At 59.9% G+C, this 25541-nt stretch carries 24 protein-coding genes; 14 read left to right on the forward strand and 10 right to left on the reverse strand.

Annotated elements, in window-relative coordinates; all coding sequences use genetic code 11:
- Positions 1 to 63 precede the first annotated feature (63 nt).
- Entirely contained in the window at positions 64 to 942 is an 879-nt protein-coding gene (locus SH292x_RS17975) for a glycoside hydrolase family 16 protein (protein WP_442482400.1), read from the forward strand.
- Here SH292x_RS17975 and SH292x_RS17980 read toward each other — a convergent pair.
- Positions 879 to 1538, reverse strand: coding sequence for a CPBP family intramembrane glutamic endopeptidase (locus SH292x_RS17980; RefSeq protein WP_442482401.1), 660 nt, complete (start codon positions 1536 to 1538; stop codon positions 879 to 881). The two genes, SH292x_RS17975 and SH292x_RS17980, sit on opposite strands and share 64 nt — an antisense overlap.
- 201 nt (positions 1539 to 1739) lie before the next feature.
- On the opposite strand from SH292x_RS17980, the gene ppdK reads away from it, so the two are divergent.
- From ppdK to SH292x_RS18015, 7 genes are all read left to right on the forward strand, one after another.
- The gene (gene ppdK / locus SH292x_RS17985) at positions 1740 to 4424 is read left to right on the forward strand and encodes a pyruvate, phosphate dikinase (protein WP_442482402.1); all 2685 of its coding nucleotides are present in this window, start codon (positions 1740 to 1742) and stop codon (positions 4422 to 4424) included.
- Between the two features lie 227 nt (positions 4425 to 4651).
- Positions 4652 to 5545, forward strand: a complete 894-nt coding sequence (locus SH292x_RS17990; protein ID WP_442482403.1) for a sensor histidine kinase — start codon at positions 4652 to 4654, stop codon at positions 5543 to 5545.
- The gene (locus SH292x_RS17995) at positions 5542 to 6216 is read left to right on the forward strand and encodes a response regulator (protein WP_442482404.1); all 675 of its coding nucleotides are present in this window, start codon (positions 5542 to 5544) and stop codon (positions 6214 to 6216) included. The genes SH292x_RS17990 and SH292x_RS17995 overlap by 4 nt, the downstream gene beginning before the upstream one ends.
- A gap of 322 nt (positions 6217 to 6538) precedes the next feature.
- On the forward strand, positions 6539 to 7711 hold the full coding sequence (locus tag SH292x_RS18000; protein ID WP_442482405.1) for a PEP-CTERM sorting domain-containing protein: 1173 nt from the start codon (positions 6539 to 6541) through the stop codon (positions 7709 to 7711).
- A gap of 973 nt (positions 7712 to 8684) precedes the next feature.
- Positions 8685 to 8969, forward strand: coding sequence for a hypothetical protein (locus SH292x_RS18005; protein ID WP_442482406.1), 285 nt, complete (start codon positions 8685 to 8687; stop codon positions 8967 to 8969).
- Between the two features lie 92 nt (positions 8970 to 9061).
- Positions 9062 to 9487, forward strand: coding sequence for a hypothetical protein (locus tag SH292x_RS18010; RefSeq protein WP_442482407.1), 426 nt, complete (start codon positions 9062 to 9064; stop codon positions 9485 to 9487).
- Between the two features lie 38 nt (positions 9488 to 9525).
- The gene (locus tag SH292x_RS18015; RefSeq protein ID WP_442482408.1) at positions 9526 to 9984 is read left to right on the forward strand and encodes a hypothetical protein; all 459 of its coding nucleotides are present in this window, start codon (positions 9526 to 9528) and stop codon (positions 9982 to 9984) included.
- Positions 9985 to 10011: 27 nt separating this feature from the next.
- Here SH292x_RS18015 and SH292x_RS18020 read toward each other — a convergent pair whose 3' ends face one another.
- From SH292x_RS18020 to SH292x_RS18055, 8 genes are all read right to left on the reverse strand, one after another.
- Positions 10012 to 10572 carry a dihydrofolate reductase family protein gene (locus SH292x_RS18020; RefSeq protein WP_442482409.1) on the reverse strand — a complete coding sequence of 187 codons (561 nt, stop codon included), beginning with the start codon at positions 10570 to 10572 and terminating at the stop codon, positions 10012 to 10014.
- A gap of 814 nt (positions 10573 to 11386) precedes the next feature.
- Positions 11387 to 12166 (reverse strand): 3-keto-disaccharide hydrolase, encoded by a 780-nt coding sequence (locus SH292x_RS18025; protein WP_442482410.1) that lies wholly within the window; start codon positions 12164 to 12166, stop codon positions 11387 to 11389.
- A gap of 117 nt (positions 12167 to 12283) precedes the next feature.
- Complete coding sequence (locus SH292x_RS18030; RefSeq protein ID WP_442482411.1) at positions 12284 to 13396, reverse strand: ATP-dependent Clp protease proteolytic subunit; 1113 nt, start codon at positions 13394 to 13396, stop codon at positions 12284 to 12286.
- A gap of 193 nt (positions 13397 to 13589) precedes the next feature.
- A complete protein-coding gene (locus SH292x_RS18035; RefSeq protein WP_442482412.1) occupies positions 13590 to 14207 on the reverse strand; it encodes a DUF2513 domain-containing protein in 618 nt (205 codons plus the stop codon).
- A gap of 179 nt (positions 14208 to 14386) precedes the next feature.
- Positions 14387 to 15121, reverse strand: a complete 735-nt coding sequence (locus SH292x_RS18040; protein WP_442482413.1) for a hypothetical protein — start codon at positions 15119 to 15121, stop codon at positions 14387 to 14389.
- 64 nt (positions 15122 to 15185) lie between these two features.
- Positions 15186 to 15941, reverse strand: coding sequence for an SDR family NAD(P)-dependent oxidoreductase (locus tag SH292x_RS18045; protein ID WP_442482414.1), 756 nt, complete (start codon positions 15939 to 15941; stop codon positions 15186 to 15188).
- A gap of 57 nt (positions 15942 to 15998) precedes the next feature.
- Complete coding sequence (locus tag SH292x_RS18050) at positions 15999 to 17459, reverse strand: DUF1501 domain-containing protein (protein ID WP_442482415.1); 1461 nt, start codon at positions 17457 to 17459, stop codon at positions 15999 to 16001.
- A 23-nt stretch (positions 17460 to 17482) separates the two neighbouring features.
- Positions 17483 to 19930, reverse strand: a complete 2448-nt coding sequence (locus tag SH292x_RS18055) for a PSD1 and planctomycete cytochrome C domain-containing protein (RefSeq protein ID WP_442482416.1) — start codon at positions 19928 to 19930, stop codon at positions 17483 to 17485.
- A gap of 309 nt (positions 19931 to 20239) precedes the next feature.
- Here SH292x_RS18055 and SH292x_RS18060 point away from each other — a divergent pair, with 309 nt between their 5' ends.
- The 6 genes from SH292x_RS18060 to SH292x_RS18085 all read left to right on the forward strand — a co-directional run bounded on the left by SH292x_RS18060 (position 20240) and on the right by SH292x_RS18085 (position 24145).
- The gene (locus SH292x_RS18060; protein WP_442482417.1) at positions 20240 to 21520 is read left to right on the forward strand and encodes an RNA polymerase sigma factor; all 1281 of its coding nucleotides are present in this window, start codon (positions 20240 to 20242) and stop codon (positions 21518 to 21520) included.
- A gap of 162 nt (positions 21521 to 21682) precedes the next feature.
- Entirely contained in the window at positions 21683 to 22174 is a 492-nt protein-coding gene (locus tag SH292x_RS18065; protein WP_442482418.1) for a VOC family protein, read from the forward strand.
- A 92-nt stretch (positions 22175 to 22266) separates the two neighbouring features.
- Complete coding sequence (locus tag SH292x_RS18070; protein WP_442482419.1) at positions 22267 to 22656, forward strand: YciI family protein; 390 nt, start codon at positions 22267 to 22269, stop codon at positions 22654 to 22656.
- A 38-nt stretch (positions 22657 to 22694) separates the two neighbouring features.
- Positions 22695 to 23123 carry a YciI family protein gene (locus SH292x_RS18075; RefSeq protein WP_442482420.1) on the forward strand — a complete coding sequence of 143 codons (429 nt, stop codon included), beginning with the start codon at positions 22695 to 22697 and terminating at the stop codon, positions 23121 to 23123.
- A gap of 119 nt (positions 23124 to 23242) precedes the next feature.
- Positions 23243 to 23740, forward strand: a complete 498-nt coding sequence (locus SH292x_RS18080) for a VOC family protein (RefSeq protein ID WP_442482421.1) — start codon at positions 23243 to 23245, stop codon at positions 23738 to 23740.
- Between the two features lie 48 nt (positions 23741 to 23788).
- Positions 23789 to 24145 carry a YciI family protein gene (locus SH292x_RS18085; protein WP_442482422.1) on the forward strand — a complete coding sequence of 119 codons (357 nt, stop codon included), beginning with the start codon at positions 23789 to 23791 and terminating at the stop codon, positions 24143 to 24145.
- Positions 24146 to 24225: 80 nt separating this feature from the next.
- Here SH292x_RS18085 and SH292x_RS18090 read toward each other — a convergent pair whose 3' ends face one another.
- Positions 24226 to 25305 (reverse strand): substrate-binding domain-containing protein, encoded by a 1080-nt coding sequence (locus SH292x_RS18090; protein WP_442482423.1) that lies wholly within the window; start codon positions 25303 to 25305, stop codon positions 24226 to 24228.
- Between the last annotated feature and the right edge of the window lie 236 nt (positions 25306 to 25541).

A 25541-nucleotide genomic window follows, 5' to 3' on the forward strand; every position in this document is an offset into this window, starting at 1 on the left:
AACTCTTGCGAGTCCGGCTACAATGGTGGCTCCCACCTCGCCTCCCCCCTACCCCGCTCCGCCATGATTCTTCGCCCCGCCTTCGCCGTTCTCGCATTACTCCTCGCCACGCCCGCGTTCGCCGAAACACCCGAAGGTTACCGCCTCGTCTGGTCCGACGAGTTCGACGTCGACGGCCCACCGAGCGCCGAGCGGTGGCGGCACGAGCGAGGGTTCGTTCGCAACGACGAACTCCAGTGGTACCAGCCCGACAACGCGAACTGCAAAGATGGCATCCTGCTGATCGAAGCCCGTCGCGAAGCGGTGCCGAATCCCAAGCACGACCCCGCGTCGCGCGACTGGCGGCGCAATCGAAAGCAGGCCGAGTATACGTCTAGCAGCATCCAAACCTCGGGCCTCTACGAATGGCAGTACGGCATCCTAGAAGTCCGCGCCCGCGTCGATGCCCGCCCCGGACTCTGGCCCGCGATCTGGACGCTAGGCCGCCGTGGCGGTTGGCCGGGCGGTGGTGAGGTCGATGTGATGGAGTACTACAAAGACTCGATCCTCGCCAACGCCTGCTGGGCCGCGCGCAATCAGCGCGGGCCGAAGTGGGACACCGTGATCGTTCCGATGGACGAGCTCGGCAAGGACTGGGCCAAAGAGTTCCACACTTGGAAGATGGACTGGAACTCCGACCGCATCGAACTTTCCGTCGACGACCGCGTGCTCAACACCCTCGACCTCGCCGAAGTCGATCGCACGATGAGCACCCGCCGCAATCCCTTCCGCCAACCACACTTCCTTCTGCTCAACTTGGCCATCGGCGGCATGAACGGCGGCGATCCCTCGGCCACCGAGTTCCCCGGCCGCTACGAAGTCGACTACGTCCGCGTTTATCAACGCGATGAAGCAGTGGATGACACTGCCGAGGATTTGGAGAACGCAAACAGCGGCCGCTGACGCACCATCCAGCCCTTCGACACGGCCGTCAGCGCGATGTAGTCGTACAGCGCATGGGCAATCACCGCGCTGACGATCTCGCCCCGCCACATGGCGAGGCCACCGAGGTAGAACCCCACGCCGGTGGCGAGCAAGAAGTAACTCCAGCTCGCCGCGTGAACGAGTCCGAACAGCAGGCTCGCAATCACCAGTCCAATCACGGGCGTCGTGAAGCTCGCCGCCACGGGCTGGATCGCGCCACGGAACAGCACCTCTTCGCCCACTCCTGCCGCGATCGACACCGCTGCCAGTTGCCACCACGGCGCGGTGTAGAAGATCATCCGCACAAAGCGGTTCACGATCCGTCGCAACCTGACCAGCGGCCGCCAGGGGCTCACCAGCAGAAACACCAGCACCAGGGCCATCGGCACCGTCGCCACGAGGCCCCAGGCCATCGCCGCCAGCCAAGCATCCCCAGAGGCCGGCAGCCAGCTCGCCAGTCGCACGCCCCCCACCCACGCGATACCCGCCCCCACCACGGCCAGGGCCAGCTCGAACGCCACGACGGGCCACACCAGCGAGCGGCGAAAACGGCGGCGTTTTTCAAAGGTTGCCATGCATTCGGAGGGGGGTTTCGGAACCGGTTGCGCAAACCGTGGCGGCTTGACGGACCCGCAAATGCCCGACTACATTGGCCGATTCGTCACAAACGTTTGGGGCCCGTGGAGGGTCTGCGCAGCCCTTGCGGCAGTGCTCACCTCTCGCGGCTCGTCATTCTATACCAGTATCCTCCGTTCGAAACCAAGGACAACTCAGGCATGGCCAAGAAGAAACCAGCCGGCTCGCAGATGGTGTACTACTTCGGTAAGACCCGCACCGACGGCGACACCACCATGAAGCAACTCATCGGCGGCAAGGGCGCCAACTTGGCGGACATGACTTCGATTGGCCTGCCCGTCCCTCCCGGCTTCACCATCACCACCGAGTGCTGCGACCAGTACTACCAGAACAAGCAAAAGTTCCCCAAGGGACTGATGGACGACGTCGCCGAGGCGGTGAAGACCCTCGAGAAGGAAACCGGCAAGAAGTTCGGTGACAACTCGAACCCGCTGTTGGTTTCGGTTCGTTCGGGTGCCGCCCTGTCGATGCCCGGCATGATGAACACCATCCTGAACCTGGGCCTCAACGACGAATCGGTCGTTGGCCTCGTGAACGCCACGGGCAACGAGCGTTTCGCTTATGATGCCTACCGCCGCCTCATCAACATGTATGGCGACGTCGTGATGGAAGTTCACCACGAGTACTTCGAAGAAGCGTTCGCCAAGATCAAGAAGAAGTACAACGCCAAGGACGACAACGACGTTCCGACCGAAGGCCTTATCGAACTGGTTCACGCCTACAAGGAAGTCTACAAGAAGCACACCAAGCAAGACTTCCCCCAGAAGCCGATGGAGCAACTCGAGCTCGCCATCGAAGCGGTGTTCAAGAGCTGGAACAGCGACAAGGCCATCAGCTACCGCCGCATTGAGGGCATCACCGGCCTCAAGGGCACCGCGGTCAATGTCCAGTCGATGGTGTTCGGCAACATGGGCGACGACTCGGGCACCGGCGTTGCGTTCACTCGCAATCCGTCGACCGGCGAGAACAAGTTCTACGGCGAGTTCCTGATCAACGCCCAGGGCGAAGACGTGGTCGCCGGCATTCGCACGCCGCAGCCGGTGGACGAAATGCCCAAGTGGAAGGCACCGACCGACAAGACCATCGGCAAGAAAATGCACGATGAGCTCATGAAGATCAAGACGAAGCTCGAGAAGCACTACAAGGACGTGCAGGACATCGAGTTCACCATCGAGAAGGGCAAGCTGTACATGCTGCAGACTCGCAATGGCAAGCGGACTGGTGCCGCCGCCGTGCGTATCGCCTGCGAGATGGCCAAGGAGAAGCTGATCGACGAGAAGACCGCCATCCTCCGCATTCCGGCCGGCGACCTCACTCAGCTGCTGCTTCCGTCGTTCGACCCCGCGGCCAAGAAGAAGGAAAAGCCGCTCACGATCGGCCTTCCTGCTTCGCCTGGCGCCGCGTTCGGTAAGCTCGCCTTCTCGGCCGACGAAGCCGTCGACCGTGCTCACGATGGCGAGAAGGTCATCCTCGTCCGCAAGGAAACCTCCCCCGAAGACGTCGACGGCATGCACTCCGCCGCCGGCATTCTCACCAGCACCGGTGGCATGACCAGCCACGCTGCCGTGGTGGCTCGTGGTTGGGGCAAGTGCTGCGTCGCTGGCGCTGGTGCCATCGAGATCGACGAGAAGGGCAAGAAGATCAAGGTCAACGGAAAGACCTTCACCCACAAGGACGTCATCTCTATCGACGGCTCGACGGGCGAAGTGTTCGCTGGCGAAATGGCCACCGTTTCCCCCAAGATGTCGGGCGACTTCGAGACCGTCATGAAGTGGGCCGACAAGCACCGCAAGCTGGGCATTCGCACCAACGCCGACTCGCCCGAGGACGCCAAGCGTGCTCGCGACTTCGGTGCCGAGGGCATTGGCCTGTGCCGCACCGAGCACATGTTCTTCGAGCCCGAGCGCATCATCCACATGCGTGAGATGATCCTCGCCGAAGAGAAGCCGGCTCGCGAAGCGGCCCTCAAGAAGCTGCTCCCTTACCAGCGGAAGGACTTCGAGGGCATTTTCAAGGCGATGGCCGGTCTACCCGTCACGATCCGCCTCTTAGATCCCCCGCTGCACGAATTCCTGCCCCACGACGCCAAGAGCCAGGAAGAAGTGAGCAAGGCCACCGGCATTCCGGTTGCCAAGATCAAGACTCGCGTGGCTCAGCTGCACGAGCACAACCCGATGCTCGGCCATCGTGGTTGCCGTCTCAGCGTGACCTATCCCGAAATCCTCGTGATGCAGGTCACCGCGATCACCGAAGCAACGATCAACTGCCTCGGCAAGAAGATCGACGCCAAGCCGGAGATCATGATCCCGCTGGTCGGCACCGTGAAGGAACTGGCGATGCTTCGCCGGATCACGGAAGAGACCATCGAAGACGTGAAGACCAAGAAGGGTTTCAAGGGCAACCTGCCGATCCTGATTGGTACAATGATCGAGATCCCGCGTGCCGCCCTGACCGCCGACGAAGTAGCCACCGAGGCCGACTTCTTCAGCTTCGGCACCAACGACCTGACGCAGATGACGTTCGGCTACAGCCGCGACGACATCAACTCGTTCCTGCCCGACTACCTGAGCGAAGAGATCCTGGAGCGCGACCCGTTCCAATCGCTCGACACCACCGGTGTCGGTCAGCTCGTGGCGATGGCCGTCGAGAAGGGTCGCAAGACGAAGCCCAAGATCAAGCTCGGCATCTGCGGCGAGCACGGCGGCGACCCCGCCTCGATCTTCTTCTGCCACACGGTCGGCCTCGACTACGTGAGCTGCAGCCCCTTCCGCGTGCCCATCGCCCGCCTAGCCGCCGCCCAAGCCACGCTGAAGCACGGCAAGTAGTAGAAAGCCCACCCCCGAGTACTGCACCCTCCCTCCGGGAGGGTCGGGCCCATTTCTTCGAGAATACTGGGGCCCGGGGAGGGCTAACTGTTAACAACCAAGAACCTCCGCCACGACCAAGTGTTGTGGCGGAGGTTTTTTCGTGCGATTATCAGTTTCAAGCGGCCAATCTGGGTGCCACTCTACGCAATCTTCTCCGTCGGCAATCCCCTTATATAGCTGCAGGCATGAAAAACCAAATCCATGCGTGGAGACCGATTGCTCCACTACGAACATTCGTGTTGGTGCTCGTGCTCACGTTTGCCGCGGAAGGCACCATCATGTTGATGCTGCCCTTCTTGCCGCCATGGGCGACAACGCGCCAGGTGCAGGGACTCATCGATGCCACCATTCTGACACTAATTATGGCCCCGGTCATTTGGTGGTTGGTGGTGAAGCCGCTCCGACACTTGGCGGAGTATCGTGGAGAATTGCTTCATGGTTTCTTGCAAGCTCAGGAAGAAGAGCGATCGCGCATCGCCCGTGATTTGCACGACGAGATCGGCCAGCAACTGACCGCCCTGCTGGTCGGACTCGGTACGGTAGAGGCAGCCCCGGATCTTCCATCGGCCCAAAGATTGGCGCGCGACCTTCGCCAAGTGGGCGCGACTGCCCACCAGGAGGTGCGCCGTCTGGCCAGCGGCCTGCGCCCCGGCGTGCTCGAGGAGTTGGGACTAATCGCAGCCGTCGAGCGGCTATGCGAAGACTTTGAGGTATTTCATGGCGTACCCGTCCGCCTCGAAGCATCCGCTACAGTATCGGGGTCCTTGTCGTTGCCAGCGGAAACCTCGCTATACAGAATTTTGCAGGAATCGCTGACCAACATCGCGCGACATGCCCAGGCGAAATCCGTCGAAGTGAAGCTCGCGAGGGTTGGCGACATGGTAGAATTGTCCGTTGTCGACGATGGACGTGGTTTGCCAGCAGACACTAACCAAGCATTAGCACGGAGCTCTGTCGGCCTGGGATTGAAGAGCATTCGCGAGCGGGCCGAAATGCTGCGAGGCGATTGCATCATCCGCTCCGCAGATAGCGGAGGAACCATGATCCAAGTGACAATCCCATTGTCGGAATCCGTATGAAGAAGATCCGCATTTTCATCGCCGATGATCACGCCGTGCTTCGTAGTGGATTGCGCCTTCTGATGGAATCGCAAAACGACATGGAGGTTGTCGGAGAAGCAGGTGACTTTGCCGAGGCACTTTCCCAATTGCCCGAAGTACGGCCCGATATTTTGACCCTCGACCTTTCAATGCCGGGAGGACTTGGGCTCAAGGGGATTGAAAAGATCTGCCAAAGGGTTCCCGGACTGCGAGTGATCGTGCTCACGATGCACGACGATCCTGCTTACTTGCGCACGGCTTTGGCCATGGGAGTGTCTGGGTACGTCGTGAAGAGTGCAGCCGACTCGGAGCTCTTGAGCGCGATCCGAGCCGTTTCTCAGGGAAGAATATTCGTAGACGCCCGTAGTAGTACGGCAACCATTGGCACGACTTCGCATTCTTCAACGGCAACGCCAGCGGATTCGCCGTTCAACAAACTAAGTGCGCGCGAAAAAGAGGTGCTGGGTTTGATTGCGCAAGGTCATACCAACCAAGCCGTGGCGGATCAGCTCGACGTAAGCGTGAAAACGATCGAATCGTATCGCAGTCGACTAATGGAGAAACTCGGGCTTCAAAATCGTGCGGACTTAACCCGGTTCGCAGTGGAACAGGGTCTGCTGAGCAGCGGGCCCCGCGAACCCCTTCTTTAACAGCGTTCTGCTGGGCCAGCTTCGACCATGCCGGGCTTTCCCCGGCAGCGCAAGTCGTCTGTCAGGATTTACCTGTCAGCTCGCGGCCACTTTGCCGCGATCCCCGATACGCAGCTGTCTCGGCCGTCAGTACTCTCTATCTAAGCCGCAGTAGGGCGGCCGGATGCCTGAGTGCGAGGTGAGCATCTGCGTTGCACGGGACTGAAGGGTTCACGGACAACGGGACACTCCTTAGGCAACGGTTGATCGTAGAACGCGACACGAAATGCTCCTTCGTGCTCCGTGTAAGGCTTCGGTGGAGCATTAGAAGAGGAGTCGACTCATGATACGTAAGTTTCATAACGACCTACGGACCCAAGAGACCAAAGCCATAAAAAGGGGATTTGGATTTCTATTGTCCTTGGCACTCATTACAGCCCTAGGCTCGCCATCGGCTAGCGGAAGTGGCATCTACGGCACCCTCTCCAACTTCGACATCTACAACACCACTCCCGAACCATGCGAGGGGGCAGAAATTGAACTCGAGGGAGTTCATTCGTCAAGCATCGGTGGAGACTTTCCAGCGCATTACAGCAGCAGAAGCATCTTGGAGTACAACGACGATCTGGGCCAGTTCGCTGGGACTCGCATCACCTACACGGGATACAACTTTGCCGGCGCTCCCAACCCGGGATCGCTCATGCCCACCGTCAATCCACCTTCGACGAACGGACATGAACTCACCTACTCGGCCGGCGGCGAACACTTCGGCTTTTGGCTCAACGGGGCGCAGCCCACAGCGACGCGCTTCTTTTGGCTAAACGACAACAACGGCGCCTACGAGAGAATCGGGAGCGTGCCCGAAACAGTACCTGGCCCCACTTGGACCTACGTGGCTCCTGCACCCGGGGAGCCCGCGGTGCTGCAAGCTGTGATCAAGGTCCCCGAGCCCGACGAAGAAGACGCACCCAATTTCCGACCCGACTCCACCTGGATGAAAGTCTTCAAAACCAAAGTCGACTTGTCCCCGTTCAGCGATGCGGAGATGCAGAATCTACTGGAGCAACTAATCTCTGGGGACCCCAACGACCCTAACTATGCCAACTTGGTTCCGCAGGGTGAGGATCCCATCGAAATCGAGTCGGAGTGGGAACTGCTCGAAGGGGGCAAGAACCCAAAGGAGAAGATGGTCGAGGACGAAGTCGGAGAAAGTGACAAGGTCGTCATTCGTCGGTACGAATTCTACAAGTACATCGGCCCCGTGAACGAAGACAACGAGCCGATCTCGGCATGGGAAGACATCGGCAATCCGGACGACCCAGGCCTGGACGTGTTCGACGACGAAGGCAACCTCCTGTTTGCCGCCGAGCGTGGCGACTTCATCTCGGCGAACATGGTAGCGGCCGTATTGGGCGCCAGGGTCCCCGAGCCATCCACCATCGTCCTTGGAGTTGCGGGTTTCGGAGCAATTCTCCTAGTGCGACGCAGAGCCAGAAGCTGTCACGCGATAAGGTGAGACGTTCTCACGAACCAACGGTGACTTGCTCCTAGGGAACAGCCGGGTGACGTGCCGGAAACCTTCACCCTCCCGCTTGCGGGAGGGTGAAGCTGTTAGCGCGGAGAGGGCAGCTGTCAGAAACCAAAAACCTCCGCCACGACCAAATGTTGTGGCGGAGGTTTTTTCGTGCTTTGGATTGATCCATGAGATAGATTGATAAGTCCGCTCGGTGATCGAATTGATGCTTAGAAGCTGCATGCTGACGAGACTACACGGGGGTCGAGTACGACTCTCACCAAGCCATAGGTCGGGCAGAAACGGGTAGTGCCACACATGATCAAAGACAAGGAGTACTTTCGTAGTCTTGACCTTCACAAGGCGGCCAAAGACATCGCTGCGTTAGGGAGGGCCGCGCGAGGGGACCATGAGCTTTTCGGAGATGCCATCCAAGCGTTGCTAATTGCGGCAAGCGAACGGGCTGTCACCGTCGATGACATTAAGCAAGTACTTGGGACGCCGGATAGAATCACCGAAAACGATAGGGGGCCAGTGCTACATTACAACTGGACGGGAAGACATGGCCCCGATACTTATGCATCCTCAACACCCTTCCAAGTGGAAGATCGAATCTGTACTGGCCTAGCGGACTAAATTATTGGACACCGCCAGGGTGCCACTGCTGGCTTGTCGAGCATTACCAACAGGATGCAAGTCGAAGCCTCACAAACCCGTCTCAATCGATCGCCAGCCGGAATCCCACCAGCAGTGCCCTAAGAGTGACTAATCACCTCCAACAAACCTAAAAGTTGGCTTGCCCACGGCGGCGGCGTTACACTTAACCAAAGTCTCAACCAGCATGCCTCCCTGAAAAGCACTGCTGGTCCACGTCAAACCGGCGAACTATGAACGAAGTTTCCAAACCGTGAAAGTCGGCCACTCAGGCAATCCACGACAAGCCAGCAGGGGCACCCGGCAAGGGAGATATTCAAAAATGATCGGCCCAGTTAGCTTGCGGGATCTCGTCGAGAAAATCGATGGCTTCGATGGCAAACTCTCGGTTCTTCGGTACTTCGATCAAGTCCTTGGTGCTGAGTCCAAATGCTTTCTCACAGACCTCGACGAGGAAGGGAACCCTCCCGCAGGCTTGAGAGAGTTCATGGATGTATGGCACATCCGCGAGGTGATCCATGGGAAGTGCAAGCTCGCTGGACTTGAAAAGCCAGATGTCTCTACGAAGGTACAACTACTGCTCGACTATGTCGAGAATGATGCCTGATACGAACTTCCAACGTACAAGATGGAAACGGTCCCCTCATGCCTTAGAACGACAAGGACCAATTGACTCCTGGTGGGATCAGTTTGACAACGATGAGATATAGCCTACGTTCCTTCATTGGCGTCATTGCCAGCGCCGCGTTAGCTGTCGCCGCAATCGCCGCTTACTATCGCAATTTTCCATCAAACGGTGCGAACGTGCCAGCTTCGATGGCGAACCGAGCGATGTGGAGCCAGTTCAGATTACCCGACGAAGCCACGGACGTGACGTATCATGCCGATTCCTACGGTTGCGAAGCGGAGTTCGCAATTCCCGAGACGGAATTCTTGGCGTGGTGCAAAAAGAACAACTGGCCAGTCGAGCCCTTAGCGGCGCCCGAACCTTACTTCCAGCCGGTGGCATTGGCCGACATCCCTCGGTCGGTGGACGATGGCTACCGATTCGAACTGGAGGACGGGAGAGGTATTTTCGATCGCAAGGCGGGCCGAGCTGCATTCGTCGTTTCCCAGTTTCCTTGAGCTAACAAAGAAGTGAACGGCTCAGCCGAGGAGATCAGATGGAGGATGTGTCAGCCCTGAAGATGCTAAGCGCGAGCGAGCCTGAGCTGGAAGCGTTTAGCGACGACGAGTGGCGGGGGCTGATTCTCTACCTCGTGGATCTCTTGCAAACCCACTTCGGTGGGAGAATCGTCACAGAGTCTCTTGAGAATGCGTGGATGGGCGGCATTGGATTCTGCTTATACATTTCGAACGCCAACGAATCTCCGAATACACCAATGAGCTGGAAGGGAATCTTGGGGGCGACGACCGTGGACGGCAAGCTCCACGTAAGCTTAACCGTGTTCTTCTACAGCGGCGACAAGCGATTAGTTGCAAAATTGGGGGAAGGCGGAATGGACGGAAGAGGGGGAAAGGAATTTGCCGAATACGTGCTCGATTCGAGCGAAGAAGGCGTGTGCCGCTGGAAATTGCTCGACTGGTTCGATGACGTCTACGGCGAGTACGACAACTTCTAATGCGAACTCGCTGCCCACGCCTTCCCTCTACCCCACCACCGCATACCCCAACACCACCGCCCCCGAAGCAAACTCCCTCCGTCGCTCCAATTTCAGATTCATCGGCTTCGATAACCCCGCCAGCAGCGACGGTCCGCGCCCTGCGATGGTTGGCATCACGACGAGTTCGAGTTCGTCGATCAGTCCTAACTCGGCGAGCGCGAGTGGCAGCGTCACGCCACCCACCGAAATCGTCCCGCCCGGCTGTTCCTTGAGTGCTCGAACCGCGCCCTCCAGATCGCCGCGGATCAGCTCTGCGTTCCAATCGACTCGCTCGAGCGTGCTCGACACGACGTACTTCTTCGCCGCGTGGATCGTGTGGGCGAAAGGCACCATCCACTCGTCCATCCAGTCGGGCCGCACGCCCGTCTCCGCCACCGGCCGCCACGCCTCTTCCATCATCTGGTAAGTCACCCGCCCGAGCAGCAGGGCGTCCGACTGCGCAATGTTGTCGGCATGGTACTGATGTAACTCCGCATCCGGCTCCCCCGCCATGTGGTCCACGCACCCATCGAGCGTCACGTTGATCGAATAACGAAGCGGTCGCATAGCAAAGTCCTTAAGTAGGCCGCGATCAAGCTCCGCGCCGATCCGGCAAATGCCGCGTTACCTATCGCAGTCGCGTAGCCATCCGATCACGTTATAAACCATCTTCAGGGACCGGATGTAGTGTGAAAAATGGAAGCATTATCCAGCTTCAACACACCAAGCGCCGGATCGGCGCTCCGCTTGATCCGGCCTACCTTGCTCTCCCGAAGGGGTTTCGGATGTCAGCCCATGGTTGCCACCACGCGAGTTCCACGAGCGCGGGGGCTACCCTGGTTCAGCGTGCCGTGACGCACGTCATTCCCGCGCAGGCGGGAAACCAGGTTCGAGCTTTGCCTCTGGGTCCCCGCCTGCGCGGGGATGACGGGAAAAACGGAATGAATTCCGTTGTACGATTATTTCCACCTTTTTCCAGAAAGCGACTAGAAAGCGCGCTTCGGGTGTGTTCTGATGTGCATATTCACCGGAATGGTGGACGCATGTTCTTTGACAACCTAAAACACTAGAGAAAAACGGCGGGTGAGGAGCTTGGCGGGCGATCGCGGTGCGCGCGTTAGGGCATGGCGTAAAGCGCCGGGTCCGCGCGGAGCTTGACCCGGCCTACGGCGCCCTAGTCCCTAACCTCCAACCCCTAACCCCTCCTAATGTCGCACCTGCGGATTCGCGCTGCGACTTTACTTTTTGAACCGACTCACGATGCGATTCGCAACTTACTGGGCGGCAAGCACTTACGCCACAACTCCCGCCGGGTGAAAAAAGAGTAATGTCGCACCCAATGAAATATCCACGGGGTGCGACAAAACGCTCGCCGCTTGGTTTACTCCTCAAGCTCCAAGATTTCGATCTTTCGGAACTCGACGGGATGGCTTTCCGACTGAATCGAAATCGTGCCACGATCGATCAAGAGGTTGCCGTCCTTGCGAGCTTCCACCAGTGGCTTGGCGGTTGCGTCGCGGGGGTCGTACTGGGGCTGCTCGTACTCCATCACTAGCTCTCCGTTGACGAAGTGCTTGATCTTGCCGCTGCCGTGGACTTCGAGCTCGACCTCGACCCACTCGTCTCCAAACGTCTGCGACTTCGAGTTGGTGCAGTGGTCGGTGTGCAGCTTGCCGTTCATCACGACGTGTGTGCCGGGGGTGCAGAGGTTCGCCGTGGGGCGAATTCCACCGCCGAGGCCGCTGAGGAGTTGCACCTCGATCGACACGGGGAACTCCTGATCAATCGCCATCGTCTCCGGCTTTTGACCATGGATCATGATGCCACTATTCTTCTGAGCCCAACCTGCGCCGCCCTTCACTTGATCGCCCACGATCCGGTACTGGGCCCTCAGGCGGTAGTTGGAGAACTCCTCGTCGAAGAACAAATGACCAAAGCGAGCGCCGAACTCCTCGTACTCGTCGTAGCCGACCTTCAGCACGCCATCCTCGACACGGAACGTATTCGCAAAGTTGTCGCCCGCCTCTTGGTAGCGGATCTTCGGAGTCCAACCTTGGAGGTCCTTGCCATTGAACAGCGGCCGCCACTTTTCCTCAGCGAACGATACCGCCGAAAACAACATGGCAACGAGAACGAGCGACGGGCACAAGCAGCGGCGCATGAGAAACTCCCTGTGATTGGATTTTGGAAAGCGAGGTCGCTCCCATTTTACACAAGTTGGAAGCCCGTTGTGCAATCCTCCGGTCGCTGACGCTCCCGGCTCGCCGAAACCGGCTATTTACGCGATGTGGAGCATCGACTGGCGGACTTCGCCATCGACGAGTTCGGCCTTCCGCCAGCCGCTGGAGTCGTTCATCGTGATCCAACGGCGTTCCTCGGCGCGGTAGAACCAGTCCTTGTCCTGCTGGAAGAACACTTGCACGCCGTCCGCTTCGTGGATGTTGATGATCTCGTTGCCGTGGGCACGGGTTTCGTCGAAGTCGGTGGTCGCCTTCTGACCCATCTCGCTATAGAGCTGATTGAGTTCGAGGAGCAGGGCGTTGACCTTACTATCCATGCCCGTCGCCGGCAGGCCGATCTTCTTTGCCTCGTCGAGCAGGATCGGATAGCTGTGACTCGGGTACTTGGCGTTGAGCGTTTCGGCGATTTCGAGCGAACGTGCTTCGGAGCCAATGTGGTAGTTGAGCATCTCCTTGCAGATCATGATCGACAGCGACTCGGCACGATCGACCGCCCCAATGACCAGCGGATGGACATGCTGGAACAACGCCTGGTACGGATTGATCTCGGCCGCGGCGTGCTCTTGCTTCCACAGCCGCACAACGCGGTTGAGTTCGTCGAGACTAACGCTCACGCGATCGTTGTCGCGATCGATGGGCGAGAGGTCGTGGATCAGCGACGTGTCGACTGCCGTGAGGAACGCCATCGGACCCATCTGGATCTCGTCGGCACCGAGGGCTAGCATCGTCGCCGCGGACGCCGCTTCGAGAGGAAGCAATGCAACCACGCGTTTGGCGTGCTTGCGCAGCAGGTTCATCATCCGCAGCGAAGCCTGACCGTTGCCGCCGTCGGACTTGATGAACAAGTAGAGCGTCTCGTGCGTGCCGACCTTTTCGAGCACTTCCCACAGCGCGACCACATCGTTGTGACAGACCGAGCCGCGGGCGTTGTTCCAGTAGCTGACGACTTTGCTGCCGAGCAGGGTTTCGATCTGCCGAAGAATCGCCTGCGTTTCGCGGAGCAGCACCGGTGGCTGCTTGATCTGGGGGCTTGGCTTGTCGTCGGTCATCGGAGATTCGGTTCTATAGGGCGATCCGCCAGCGGGCTGCTTCGAGCCACCGGCGAGTCGATCCAGCCAGTCGGACCATCCACTTTGCGAGGGTTGCGTCATGCTGAAGGGAGGGCCAAAAGGTGGGCGAGGTTCGTGAAAACAGCGTGGCCCCGCCTCATGGAAAGAGCGTGCAGGCCGCGCGAGCTGTGATTCTCGCCGATTGTTGGGCGAAGTTCAACTCGCGCAGCAGAACGGGGAACCGCCCCGATCAGGACGATTCCCCGTTTGCAGATTTAAGGTCGCGGTCCGAGCACTACACGAGGTAGATCGGAAGCTGCACGCCGACGTTCGGCTCGAGAGATTCGGGTTCGACCACGGCGCCGTTGTAGTAGTAGTCGGAATCGTACAGGCGATCGCGGACTTCGCCACGCTCACGGTAGTCGGGAGCGGTGCGAACAAGTTGCAGCTCGTCTTCAACTTCGACGAGGTCGCGATCGTAGCGAACGCCATTGAACTGGCGGCGGGCTTCTTCGCGGCGGAACAGGGGGCGATACGCACGGCGAGGGACGCGGGCGTAGCCGTGATTCACGGCTTCGACGGCCCACTTGGTGAGCAGCGTGCGGATGACGGTGAGCGACTGACCGCCGGTGCGATCGAGCACCACGGCCTTCGCGTCACGCCAGCGGGCGTCGCTGCGGCAGAGCTCGAGAAACTCAACCCCAGAGTTCGTCAGGCGGACGTAGGTGACGTTGGTCGCGTGACGCTCCAGCTCCTTCACGAAGCCAGCGTCCACCAGCAGGCGAACGTGGTAACGCAGGCGGTCGTCGGCTTCGGTCGCCAGGCCGCTACGCAGGGTATTGATGGCGCACTCGGGGCCGTGGGCTTCGAGGTCCAAGAGCAGTTGCCGGCAGAGATCGATATCGCGTTTCATCGGGGTGCACCTCCATATGCACGCAGGATAGTTGGGTCGCCATGCGTCCGCTGCGGAGCGGTCGCTAGCAAGTGGATTGTCGCGGTCCGCGCAGCTTCCACGCGCGGGTCCGGGGGGCATCTTCCTCGCAATCGCCGATGAGGGTCAATAGCGTTTCGCTACGCACGAGAGTGCTAGCACTAGGGTGCGGCGGGAGGTGCGGGCTGCCAGAGCGGGGTGGGCGACTCGCCGCGATCGACGGACGTGGGCCATGCGCCTTGGCGAGCTTCGAGATTGAGCTGGAACGTCGAGTTATCTCGGCGACTCGGGATCATGCCACGACTCGGCTGCCCGCCACCTTCGGTGCCCGCCTGGGGAAAGAAGTCAACGGCGTTCTCGCTGGTGGAACGGGCGCGAATCGGCAGGAGCAGATGATGCCACTCACCGTCGTGGTTGGGGAATTCGCAGTCGATGACGAACAGATGATCGAGCGAACCATCGGCGCGGCGATAGAGTTCTTCGCGGAACGAGTAGTTGCAGTCCTGCTCGCCCCGATGGACACCGGTGGGTCCTTGCTGCGACCAGATGAGTTCGGCACCCTCGCCCGCAAGATTCGGGTTGGCGGTCACGGGTACGGCGAGTGGCGGGAGATTAGTCGCACCCAAAAGGTCGTTCCACTTCACCTCATTGGCACCGGTGCCAATTCGCCGATCGCCGACGAAGACCACAATGTCGCGACTGGAGTGCAACTTGAGTCCACCCAGAAGCCCCAGATCGTTTCGCGAGAGCGGAGTGGTGAAAACTATTGTCGACACCAAACCGAACGCTAGAGCCAGCCCACCGAGCAGCAGCACCACGCCGAGTTTGCCCGACCAACCATGGTACCGACGTTCCACTGACTCCATCTGGCCAGCTTTTGCGACCGTTGGGTTCATGGCATGGTGCGGGGGGTCGGTGAAACGTGAAGACGACGGGCTCGTTGCCCGCGAGAACTACCTACTAATAGATAGTGCGTCCCCCGTTAACGTCCAGGGTCGCCCCGGTGACGAAGCCCGCCTCTTCGCTCACCAGGTAGAGCAGGGCGTTAGCGATATCGTCCGGTTTGCCGAAGTGGCCAATGGGCGAAGTGGCGAGGTAGCCGGCACGATCCTCTTCGGTGGCTCCCTCGTGACGTTCGACCGGAATCCAGCCGGGGGCAATGATGTTTACCGTCACACCGTAGGGAGCGAACTCCCGGGCGTTGCTGCGGGCGAGGCCCGTCTGGCCACCCTTGGCGGAGGCGTAGGGGCAAAAGTCGGCCCACGAGCCAGGGAAGACTTCGCTGGTCAGGTGGACGATACGCCCCCAACCTTGCTCGCGCATGTGAGGCAGGCAGGCTTGTGTGAGCAAGAACGGACTCTTCTGGAAAAAGTCGACCATCCGCTGGAAGAAGTCCCAGTCGTAGTCTTCGATCTTCTTGAGTGGCTGCTCGCAAGTCGCGTTGGGGACCAGGATGTCCACGGCTCCGATTTGCGATTCGATTTCGCCGAGCATGCGGGCGATCTCGGCCTTGTCGGTCACGTCGGCACGCACCAGGCAATGCTCGCCACCGATGGCCTTGAGTTCGGCGAACGACTTCTCGGCGAGTTCGGCGTTGCCGTAGTAGTTCATCGCGACGCGGGCACCATTGGCGGCCAGCTTCAAGGCCATCTGCTTGCCGAGGCCACGAGTACTACCAGTGACGAGGGCGACGCGATTGTTGATCGTAAAAGGCATACTTTGAGCGCAGTTGAAGTAGGGACGATTCGGTAATGCTTCGTTCGCACGACCTTGTTAGGCGATGATCTCGTGGATCGGCTGGACAGATTCAACGCCGACCAACTTTTGATCCAAGCCATTATAGAAGTAGCTCAGGTGGTTCGGGTCAAGCCCCAACTGCTGAAGCATCGTGGCGTGCAGCTCTTTGACGGCGATTGGACGATCGGCGGCGCGGCTGCCGAGTTCGTCGGTGCTGCCGAGGCTCATGCCACCTTTGATGCCACCGCCCGCCATCCACATGGTGAAGCCATAACTGTTGTGGTCGCGGCCCGTACCATTTTCGTACTCCGCGGTAGGTTGGCGGCCAAACTCACCGCCCCAGACGATGAGCGTCTCGTCGAGCATGCCCCGCTGCTTGAGGTCGCGAAGTAAGGCGGCGATTGGTTGGTCGGTTTCGGCGGCGTGCTTGTTGTGGTTGAATTCGAGGTCGCCGTGGGCGTCCCAGTTGTGGTCGATATGGTTACCGCCAGAGTAAACCTGAATGAATCGCACGCCGCGCTCCACCAGTCGGCGGGCGAGCAGGCACTGCGAACCAAAGTGATGCGTCGGTTCACGACCTACGCCATACATGTCGAGCGTGCCTTGTGATTCTTGAGCGAAGTCGACCGCCTCGGGAGCCGAGACCTGCATCTTGTACGCAAGCTCGTAGCTGGCGATGCGTGCGGCGAGGTCCGAGTTGTCGGCTCGCGTTGCCATGTGCCGACGATTGATGGTGGCGAGCGCATCGAGGGTGTCGCGTTGTTGCTCGCGAGTGGTTCCTTCGGGGCGAGCGAGATTCAGCACGGGAGCGCCCTGGTGCTTAAAAGTCGCACCCTGGTAGGTCGCTGGCATGTAGCCACTCGACCAGTTCTTCGCGCCGGAGATCGGACCACCCGTGGGATCGAGCATCACCACGAAGCCGGGCAGATTTTGATTGACGGTACCGAGGCCGTAGTTGACCCACGATCCCATCGCGGGGCTACCCGAGATCAGTTTGCCGGAGTTCATCATCAGCATCGCCGAGCCATGAATCGGCGAGTCGGCGGTCATCGAATGCAGGAAGGCGATGTCGTCGACGCACTGGGCCGTGTGGGGGAATAAATCGCTCACCCACTTGCCGCACTCGCCATATTGTTTGAACTTCCAACGTGGCTCGACGATGCGACCTTCGTTGCGCTTTCCGCCGCGTCCAAAGGTGCTGACGGCAATGGTTTTGTTGTCCATGCCGACCATGCCCGGCTTGTAGTCGAACGTGTCGATGTGGCTGGGGCCGCCGTACATGAACAGGAAGATTACGCTTTTCGCCTTACCAATCGCAGCGGGCGGCTTTGGAGCGAGCGGATTCGACTCGGGGACGGCGATCGACGACGCGTTCGCCGACTTGCCAAAGAAGCCGTCCGTAGCGAGCATGCCGGCGAGCGCCGTCGCACCAAAGCCGGCTCCGGTTTCCCAAAGGAATTCGCGCCGCGTGCGGTTGCAGAAATTGCGAGTGCTCATATCGAATGCCTCCGCGGCATGCCTTAATCAAGGAATACGAATTCGTTCAGGTTCAGCACCATCAGGCAGAACTGCTGCATCGCCTTGTCCGCGGGCAGGCCATGTTCGGTTTGGTACTTGTCAATAAGTGCTAGGCTGTCAGCGACCGTCTCGTCGTCGGCTTCGTGGCCGAGGGCGAGCAGCAGTGCGTGGCGGACTTGCGCTTCGGCAGAACCGCTTTGGGTTTCATCTTGCACACGGCGAGACAAATTGCGGGCCTCGGTTTGCATGAACTCGCCGTGCAAAAGATTGAGTGCCTGCGCGGCTTGCGTGGTGTTGAAGCGTGCCTCGCAACTGGTATCGGTTTCGGGGAAATCGAACACCGAGAGCTCGGGCATCACGAGACTACGTTTCACGTGCACGTAGATGCTACGCCGCGCGGCCGAGCGCGGGGTAGAAGTATCCCAGTCCTTGCCGGGCTGACTTTGAGTGGCGAGCACTTCGTCGGATAGCTTGGGGTAGACGCTCGGTCCATAAAGCTGCTCGTTCAACTTGCCCGAGACGTACAGCACGCTGTCGCGGAGCTCCTCGGCAGTGAGGCGTCGCATGTCGAACCGCCAGAACAGATCATTCGCCGGATCGGCGGCCAAGCCTTCGGGCGTGGCGGTGCTTGCCATCTGGTAAGTGTTCGACAGCAGGATCAGTCGATGCAGTGGCTTTAGCTTCCAGTCGTTGTCGATCAAGTAGAACGAGAGCCAATCAAGCAACTCGGGGTGCGTTGGCGGGGTACCGAGCAAGCCGAAGTTGCTGGAGCTTCGAACGATGCCACGACCGAAATGGTGCTGCCAGACGCGGTTGGCCATCACGCGGCCGGTGAGCATGTTGTCGGGGCTCGTGATCCAATCGGCGAGCACGCGGCGACGCCCCGCAGAATGCGCATCGGGGGCCGCCTCGGGAATCTTCGGCGCCGGGGTGCCAAATAACTCAGGGAACGCTGGCTGCACAACATCACCCGGCACGTGGGGATTGCCGCGCATCATCACGGTGGTCGGCTCGGGGCGTGGCTCGCACACGGCGAGCGACATTACCCACTCGGCGTCAGGCAACTCCCGATCGTCGCGCCGGAGCTCGCGACGTTCGCGCTGCAAACCGGCGTACTCTTCGGCTTCGGGCTCGGTAAGGTACTCGGCGAGCTTCTCGCGGAGCAATGCGCGGCGGTCGTGCGTTTCCGAGCGATGCTGATCGGTGGAGGACATTCGCTTGATGCCGGCCTCTTCGATCTCGTGGGCGCGAGCTGCCACTTCGAGCTGGCGAGCCGCGATCTGCTGGCGACGCTTCGCGAGTTCGGGGGGCGAGCAGTCCTTGAGGCTGTGGAGCTTCGGATCGCGATGATGAGGCAACGCGTAAGGTGTCACGTCGGCGAAGAACGACACCATGCTGTAATAGTCGGTCTGTGGCATGGGGTCGATCTTGTGATCGTGGCACCGAGCACAACCGACCGTTAGCCCAAGAAACGCCTGCCCCGTGGTGGAGACGATATTGTCGATGTCGTCGGCCTGCGACTGCACGGGGTCAGCCGGCTCGTCGTCCCAGGTGCCGAGACGGTAGTAACCGGTGGCGGTGATCGTCTCCGTGGTGACTTCGTCGAGTTCGTCGCCGGCGAGTTGCTCGCGGACAAATTGATCGTAAGGTTTGTCGTCGTTCAGCGAGCGAATGACGTAGTCGCGGTACTTCCAGATGTAGGGCTTCGTGGCGTCGCGCTCGAAGCTGTTCGACTCGGCATAGCGGACGAGGTCCAACCAGTGCCGCGCCCATTTTTCGCCATAGCGCGGCGAGGCGAGCAGTTTGTCGACCAGCCGCTCGTAAGCATCTGGCGATTCGTCAGCGAGGAACTCGTTGAGCTCGTCCTGCGTGGGAGGCAGGCCCGTGATGTCGTAGTACACGCGTCGAGCGAGCGTGCGGCGATCGGCCGGCAGAGAAGGCTTCAGGCCTTTGGCTTCTAGCTTGGCAAGCACGAACGCGTCGACCGGATTCGCTACCCACTCGTTGGCTTTCACCGTCGGCGGCTCGGAACGCTTTGGCGGGACGAACGCCCAATGCTTCTCGTACGTGCCACCTTGGGCGATCCATTGGCGGAGCAGTTCGACTTCGGAGTCCTTGAGCGGCTTGCCTTCGGGGGGCATCCGCTCGCCCTCTTCATGGCTCAGCACCCGGCGAATGAGTTCGCTCTCGTCAGGGTTCCCCGCGATGATCGCAGGCATGCCAGAATCGGGCTCACCATGGGCGGATTCTTCGAGATGCAGGCCTAGGCTGCTTTCGGCAACGTCGGGACCGTGGCACGAAAAGCACTTCGCGGCCAAGAGCGGCTGAATCTGCCGGGCGTAGCTCACAGGCTCTTCGGCGGCCGAGCTATCGGCGGCCATCGGCCATCCCGCAATGGAGAGTCCGAGCAACCAGAGAGCCGAATATCGGATGCGAGTATTCACAAGCATTGAACGCCTGGGTGGCGGGAGGGAAGGCCGGAGGGGGGGAACGGGAAGCCGCCGCTTTTGGCCTGCAGTGGGACACCGCCGCCAGCAGTGGTTAGCCACCCGCTTGCTATACGGCTCGCGACGTAAAATCGGAGCTGATAATCCGGGATTTTCGCATAAACGCATCGAAGACGGCAACTATATATCCCGAAATCTTTTAGGTTTCTGACTCTCAGAATTCCGCCGCCGCTTGGAAAAACCGCACTTCCCGGCAGTCTCAATTCACTAAACTGGCGGTTATTCCACGGAAACACGAGTTGAGAGTCCCCAATGGGAAACACCCCCCCGAATGCCACGGACATCGAACAGCGTATTTCCCAATTGTACGAGAGCGAGTCGCGGCGGGTGTTCGCAACGCTGGTTCGGCTGCTAGGCGACTTCGACTTGGCGGAAGACGCCATGCACGAAGCGTTCGCCTCGGCCGTGACCAAGTGGCCCGTCGAAGGGGTGCCCGCCAACCCGCGGGCGTGGCTAGTATCGGCCGGGCGGTTCAAGGCGATCGACGCCATGCGCCGCCGGGCCCGGTTCGATGCCCACATGGAGGAACTATCGCACCGATTCGAGCCGAGCCAACCGGCGATCGACGACCTGGACGAAGCACGTTTCAACGACGACCAATTGCGGCTCATCTTCACTTGCTGCCACCCGGCGATCTCGCCCGACGTTCAGGTCGCGCTCACGCTCCGCGAAGTGTGTGGCCTGAAGACCGAAGAAGTCGCTTCGGCATTCCTCTCGACCGCTCCAACCATTGCTCAGCGGATCGTCCGCGGCAAAGCGAAGATTCGCGATACGAACATTCCCTTCGTCGTGCCGCCCGTAGAAGAGCTACCCGACCGCTTGGATTCGGTACTCGCCGTGGTGTACTTGGTGTTCAACGAAGGTTACTCGGCATCGTCCGGCGACTCGGTGGTGCGAGGCGAATTATCCGGCGAAGCGATTCGCCTGGGGCGACTCTTGGTCGAACTGCTGCCCGATGCCGAGGCGATGGGACTACTCGCACTCATGCTGCTGCACGAGTCGCGACGTACCGCGCGAATGGACGCGGCCGGTGACCTCGTGTTGCTGGAGGATCAAGATCGCTCGAAATGGAATCAAACGGCAATTCGCGAAGGTCGCGAGTGGGTGGCGCGGGCCATGGCCACCGGGCCGATTGGAACCTACACGCTTCAAGCAGCGATCTCTGCCGTGCACGCCGTGGCGGCGACTCCCGACGCGACGGACTGGAATCAGATCGTCGGGCTATACGATCTGCTGCTCCGCGCTTCGCCCTCGCCGATCGTCGAACTCAACCGAGCGGTCGCGATCGCCATGCGGGACGGGTACGAGGCGGGAGTCGCCGCAATCGACGCGATCTTCGAGCGGGGTGAACTCGCCAATTACCATCTGGCGCATGCCGCTCGAGGAGATCTCTGCCGGCGGATGGGCCGGGTAGAGGAGGCCCGAACTGGATTCCAGCGTGCTTTTGAGCTCGCGCAGCAGGAGCCCGAGCGGCGTTTTCTCGCCCGGCGACTCGCGGAACTATCCGGTAAAAACCCAGATACATCGAGGTAAGTCCCTGCCGCATGGGATGTTGCGACAAGTACTCCGGTGGTCGTTTGGGATTTCTCGTTTTTTCTCGGGTGCCCTGTCGAATGGTGGCGGGGTCGTTCGGTTACTGGGTACAACGAGCAATTACACGCTTATCCGTTCTACTTCTACTCAAGGAGACTCACGATGTCGTTCGCCATCCCCGAAGGTTACGACGTACTTATCCCGCACCTGGTTTGCAGCCCCTGCACCGAGGCCATCGAGTACTACAAGAAGGCGTTTGGGGCCGAGTCGGATTGCGCGATGATGTCGCCCGATGGCCAGCGTGTGATGCACGCCGAAGTGAAAATCGGCAACAAGGTGTTCTTCCTGGCGGACGACTTCCCCGAGTACTGCGGTGGCGCTTCGCAAACACCGATCGCGCTGGGTGGCACACCGGTCACGATTCACATGTACGTCGAAGATTGCGACGCCGCGTTCAACAAGGCCGTGGCTGCCGGCGCAACGCCAAAGATGCCGCCGATGGACATGTTTTGGGGCGATCGCTATAGCCAAGTCACCGACCCGTTTGGTCATTGCTGGTCGCTCGCCACGCACATCCGCGACATGACACCCGAAGAGATGCAGCAGGAAATGGTCGAGGCGTTCGCGCAAGCCGACGCCGAGCATGCGTCGTAATCCTGCGTTCGCTCTCTCCGAGTTCGAAGATCGGGCTCGGAGAGCCCTCCCACACTGAGTCGATGAAGGCCACGGGCTAGGAGACAACGACGATGAGATTCATCTGCATGGGTTACGCCGACGAGGCGAAGTTCGACGCGCTGCGGCCGGATCAGCTTGAGAAGATGATGAACGAGTGCTTCGAGTACGACGACGAGCTCCGTCGCGGCGGGCACTTCCTGGGTGGCGAAGCGCTACAGAGCATCAAGAACAGCATCGCGCTGGAATGGCGTGACGGCAAAGTGGCGGTCACGGATGGTCCCTTTGCTGAAACCAAGGAACACGTCGGCGGCATTCTGTACCTTGAAGCTCGCGACCTGAATCACGCCATCGCCCTGATGTCGAAGCATCCTGGCGTGCGATTCGGGCACTGGGAGATTCGCCCCGCTGACGACTCGATCAACGAACTGGTTGCCAATCGCAGCCTGGCATTCCACGAATAAATAGCAACCACAGCTTGTGTTTTAGAAAGGGAAGAGCAATGAAAGTCATGGTAATCGTCAAGGCGTCGGCCAGTAGCGAAGCGGGCGAAATGCCCAGTCACGAACTGCTCACCGCGATGGGTAACTACAACGAAGAGCTCGTAAACGCCGGCATCATGCTCGCTGGCGAAGGGCTGCATCCTTCGTCGAAAGGCTACCGAGTTCGCTTCTCGGGCAAGAACCGCACGGTGATCGATGGACCGTTCGCAGAAACGAAGGAACTGATTGCCGGCTTCTGGATGTGGAAGGTTGACTCCATGGAGCAAGCGATCGAGTGGGTGAAGAAGTGCCCGAACCCGATGATGGAAGATTCCGACATCGAGATCCGCCAGGTGTTCGAAGCCGAGGATTTTGGCGCGGAGTTCACGTCAGAACTCCAGGAGCAGGAAGATCGAATCCGTGCCGCGGCTGAGAAGTTGGCGAAATAAGTTTTCAGCCACGGATAGACACGGATCGCTGCACGAGGGACTTGCCTTTCATACATCCGTGTCTCATCGGTGTTCATCCGTGGCTGCAATCAACGTGATCGTTCTGAGAGAACTTAACAATGTCCATTACCACCAGCCGCATTGTGCCCTGCCTGTGGTTCGACAGCGAGGCCGAAGAGGCGGCGACGTTTTACACCTCGATCTTCCCTAACTCGAAGATTGGCCGTGCGTCGCGGTACGGCGAGGCGGGGCGGGAGTTTCACGGCAAGGAGCCGAGCTCGGTGCTGACCATCGAGTTCGAACTCGATGGCGTCGCGTTTACGGCACTCAATGGCGGTCCGATCTTTAAGTTCACCGAGGCGATATCGCTGCAAGTGATGTGCGATTCGCAGGAGGAGATCGACTACTACTGGGATCGCCTGATGGACGGTGGTGGCTCGCCCAGTCAGTGTGGTTGGCTGAAGGACCGCTTCGGATTATCCTGGCAAGTCTGCCCCACGAAGATGGCCGAATGGATGACCGGTAGCAGCGAGGCGACCGAGCGGACGATGGGTGCCATGTTCACGATGCACAAACTGGATATGGCCGTGCTGGAAGCAGCGTACCAAGGTCGCTAGTCCTCTTTCGAATCGACAACGTTCCCACAACTAACAGAGAGATCCACGATGAAATACATGCTCCTTGTTTACGGCGTTGAAGACAGTTACACCGAGGAAGAACGTGCCGCGTGCATGGCCGAGTCGGCCGCATTGTGTCATGAACTGGCGGCACGTGGGCAGTACTTGGCGTCGTCGCCGCTGCATCCCGTGGCCACGGCGACGAGCATCCGCGTGCGCGAAGGGAAACGCTACGTAACCGATGGGCCATTCGCGGAGACCACCGAGCAACTGGGTGGGTACTACGTGATTGACGTGCCGAACCTGGACGACGCGATTGCGTTCGCCAGCCGCATTCCGCCGGCGAAAAAGGGAACGGTCGAGATCCGCCCTGTGTTCGAACTTGATAACCTGCCGACGTCCTGAAGCTTCCTAAACTCGGTCGGAAATTGCAGGAAAGAACTCGAACGTCTCGCTGGCGGCCGGACTCCAAAAGCGAGCAGCACTCAGCCCTTCACGGCCGAATCGTCGATGATGACGGGGATCACCTCGTTCTGACACTCTTCGCCGCGTGCCCGTTCGGCGAGCATTCGCGCGATGTGCCGACCCTGCTCTTCGAGCGAGTAAAGCGGGCGGGGATAAACGTACTCGGGGCTCTGTCCCACGCCCAAGTGATAGTCGCACAGGACGATGTCGTAGCCCTCGGTTAAGTGAAGCCCTCGCTTCTCCAAAGCGGCCATCGCACCATCGGCCATCCGCTTGGCACGGCAGATGAATCCCGTGGGAGGATTCTTGGCGTCCAGCAGGCGTCCGACCTCGGCTTCGCAGGCACTCTCGGCGGTCGGCAAGAATCGCTCGACGATGGCGTTCGCAAGCAGTTTGCGCGCGGTCATTCGTTCGCGTATCGCGTCCATGGTGTCGTGGTCACCGGGCAGTGCCATCTGCCGCGACAAGAAGGCGATTCGCTTGTGCCCCCGCTTGAGCAGGTAGTCAGTTGCAAGCGTTCCGATTCCACCCATATCGCGATCGATGCGGCAGAGGCCCTCGATGCCCGGATAGAGCCCGCCGTAGACGACGCAGGGAACTCCCAAGTTCGAAATCAAATGTTGCACTTCGTACGGGGCGCGGACGAGTACGAAACCATCTTTGGACTTGCCGGTGAGTGCTCGGTCCACAAGATTTTGCACATGCCCATGGGCATTGTCTTCGGGCAGAAAGCTAAACTGCACCGGCACACCGGGCAACTCTTCTTGCATCCCGAGTAGCACCAAATCGCTACCGACCCCTTCGGTCGCCAAGTAGTTTTGATGTACCAAGAAGTGAACGCGCTGCAGCAGCGGTGTGGGACTCTCGCTAGGGAGCGAAGCAATGAAGGCCCCAAGACGTTGCTGCCGGACGATGATCTGCCGACGTTCAAGTAACTGAAGAGCGCGATTGGCCGCGCCGTTGCCAACGCCGAGCATTCGAGATGCAGCAACGGTCGTCAGATAGCGATCGCCTGGCTTGAGCTTGCGGGCTTCAATGTCAGAAATAAGTCGCTCGGCCAGATCGACGATCTGGGGCGTCCTTGTCTTGAACTCTGACATTTGCGGGTGCGTTCTCGCTGCGATGCCGATGGAGTCTGTCCGTCGCCTGGCCGTAAGGAATACGGCCGAATTTAACGACATTGCGGACCGCCGTCAATCAACGCCTCTGCCGACCGAACGCCTGATGCACCGATCTGAAGCCCGGAAACAACCCTGATACCTCCGCGATTTGCACCGCAGGTCGCGTCTCCAACCTCAGTCGAGGCTGGAGATCGCTCCCTGCACTTCCGCCGCGC

It is taken from the genome of Aeoliella fuhlenseeensis (genome assembly GCF_052161615.1).
In the GTDB taxonomy this organism is placed as follows: domain Bacteria; phylum Planctomycetota; class Planctomycetia; order Pirellulales; family Lacipirellulaceae; genus Aeoliella.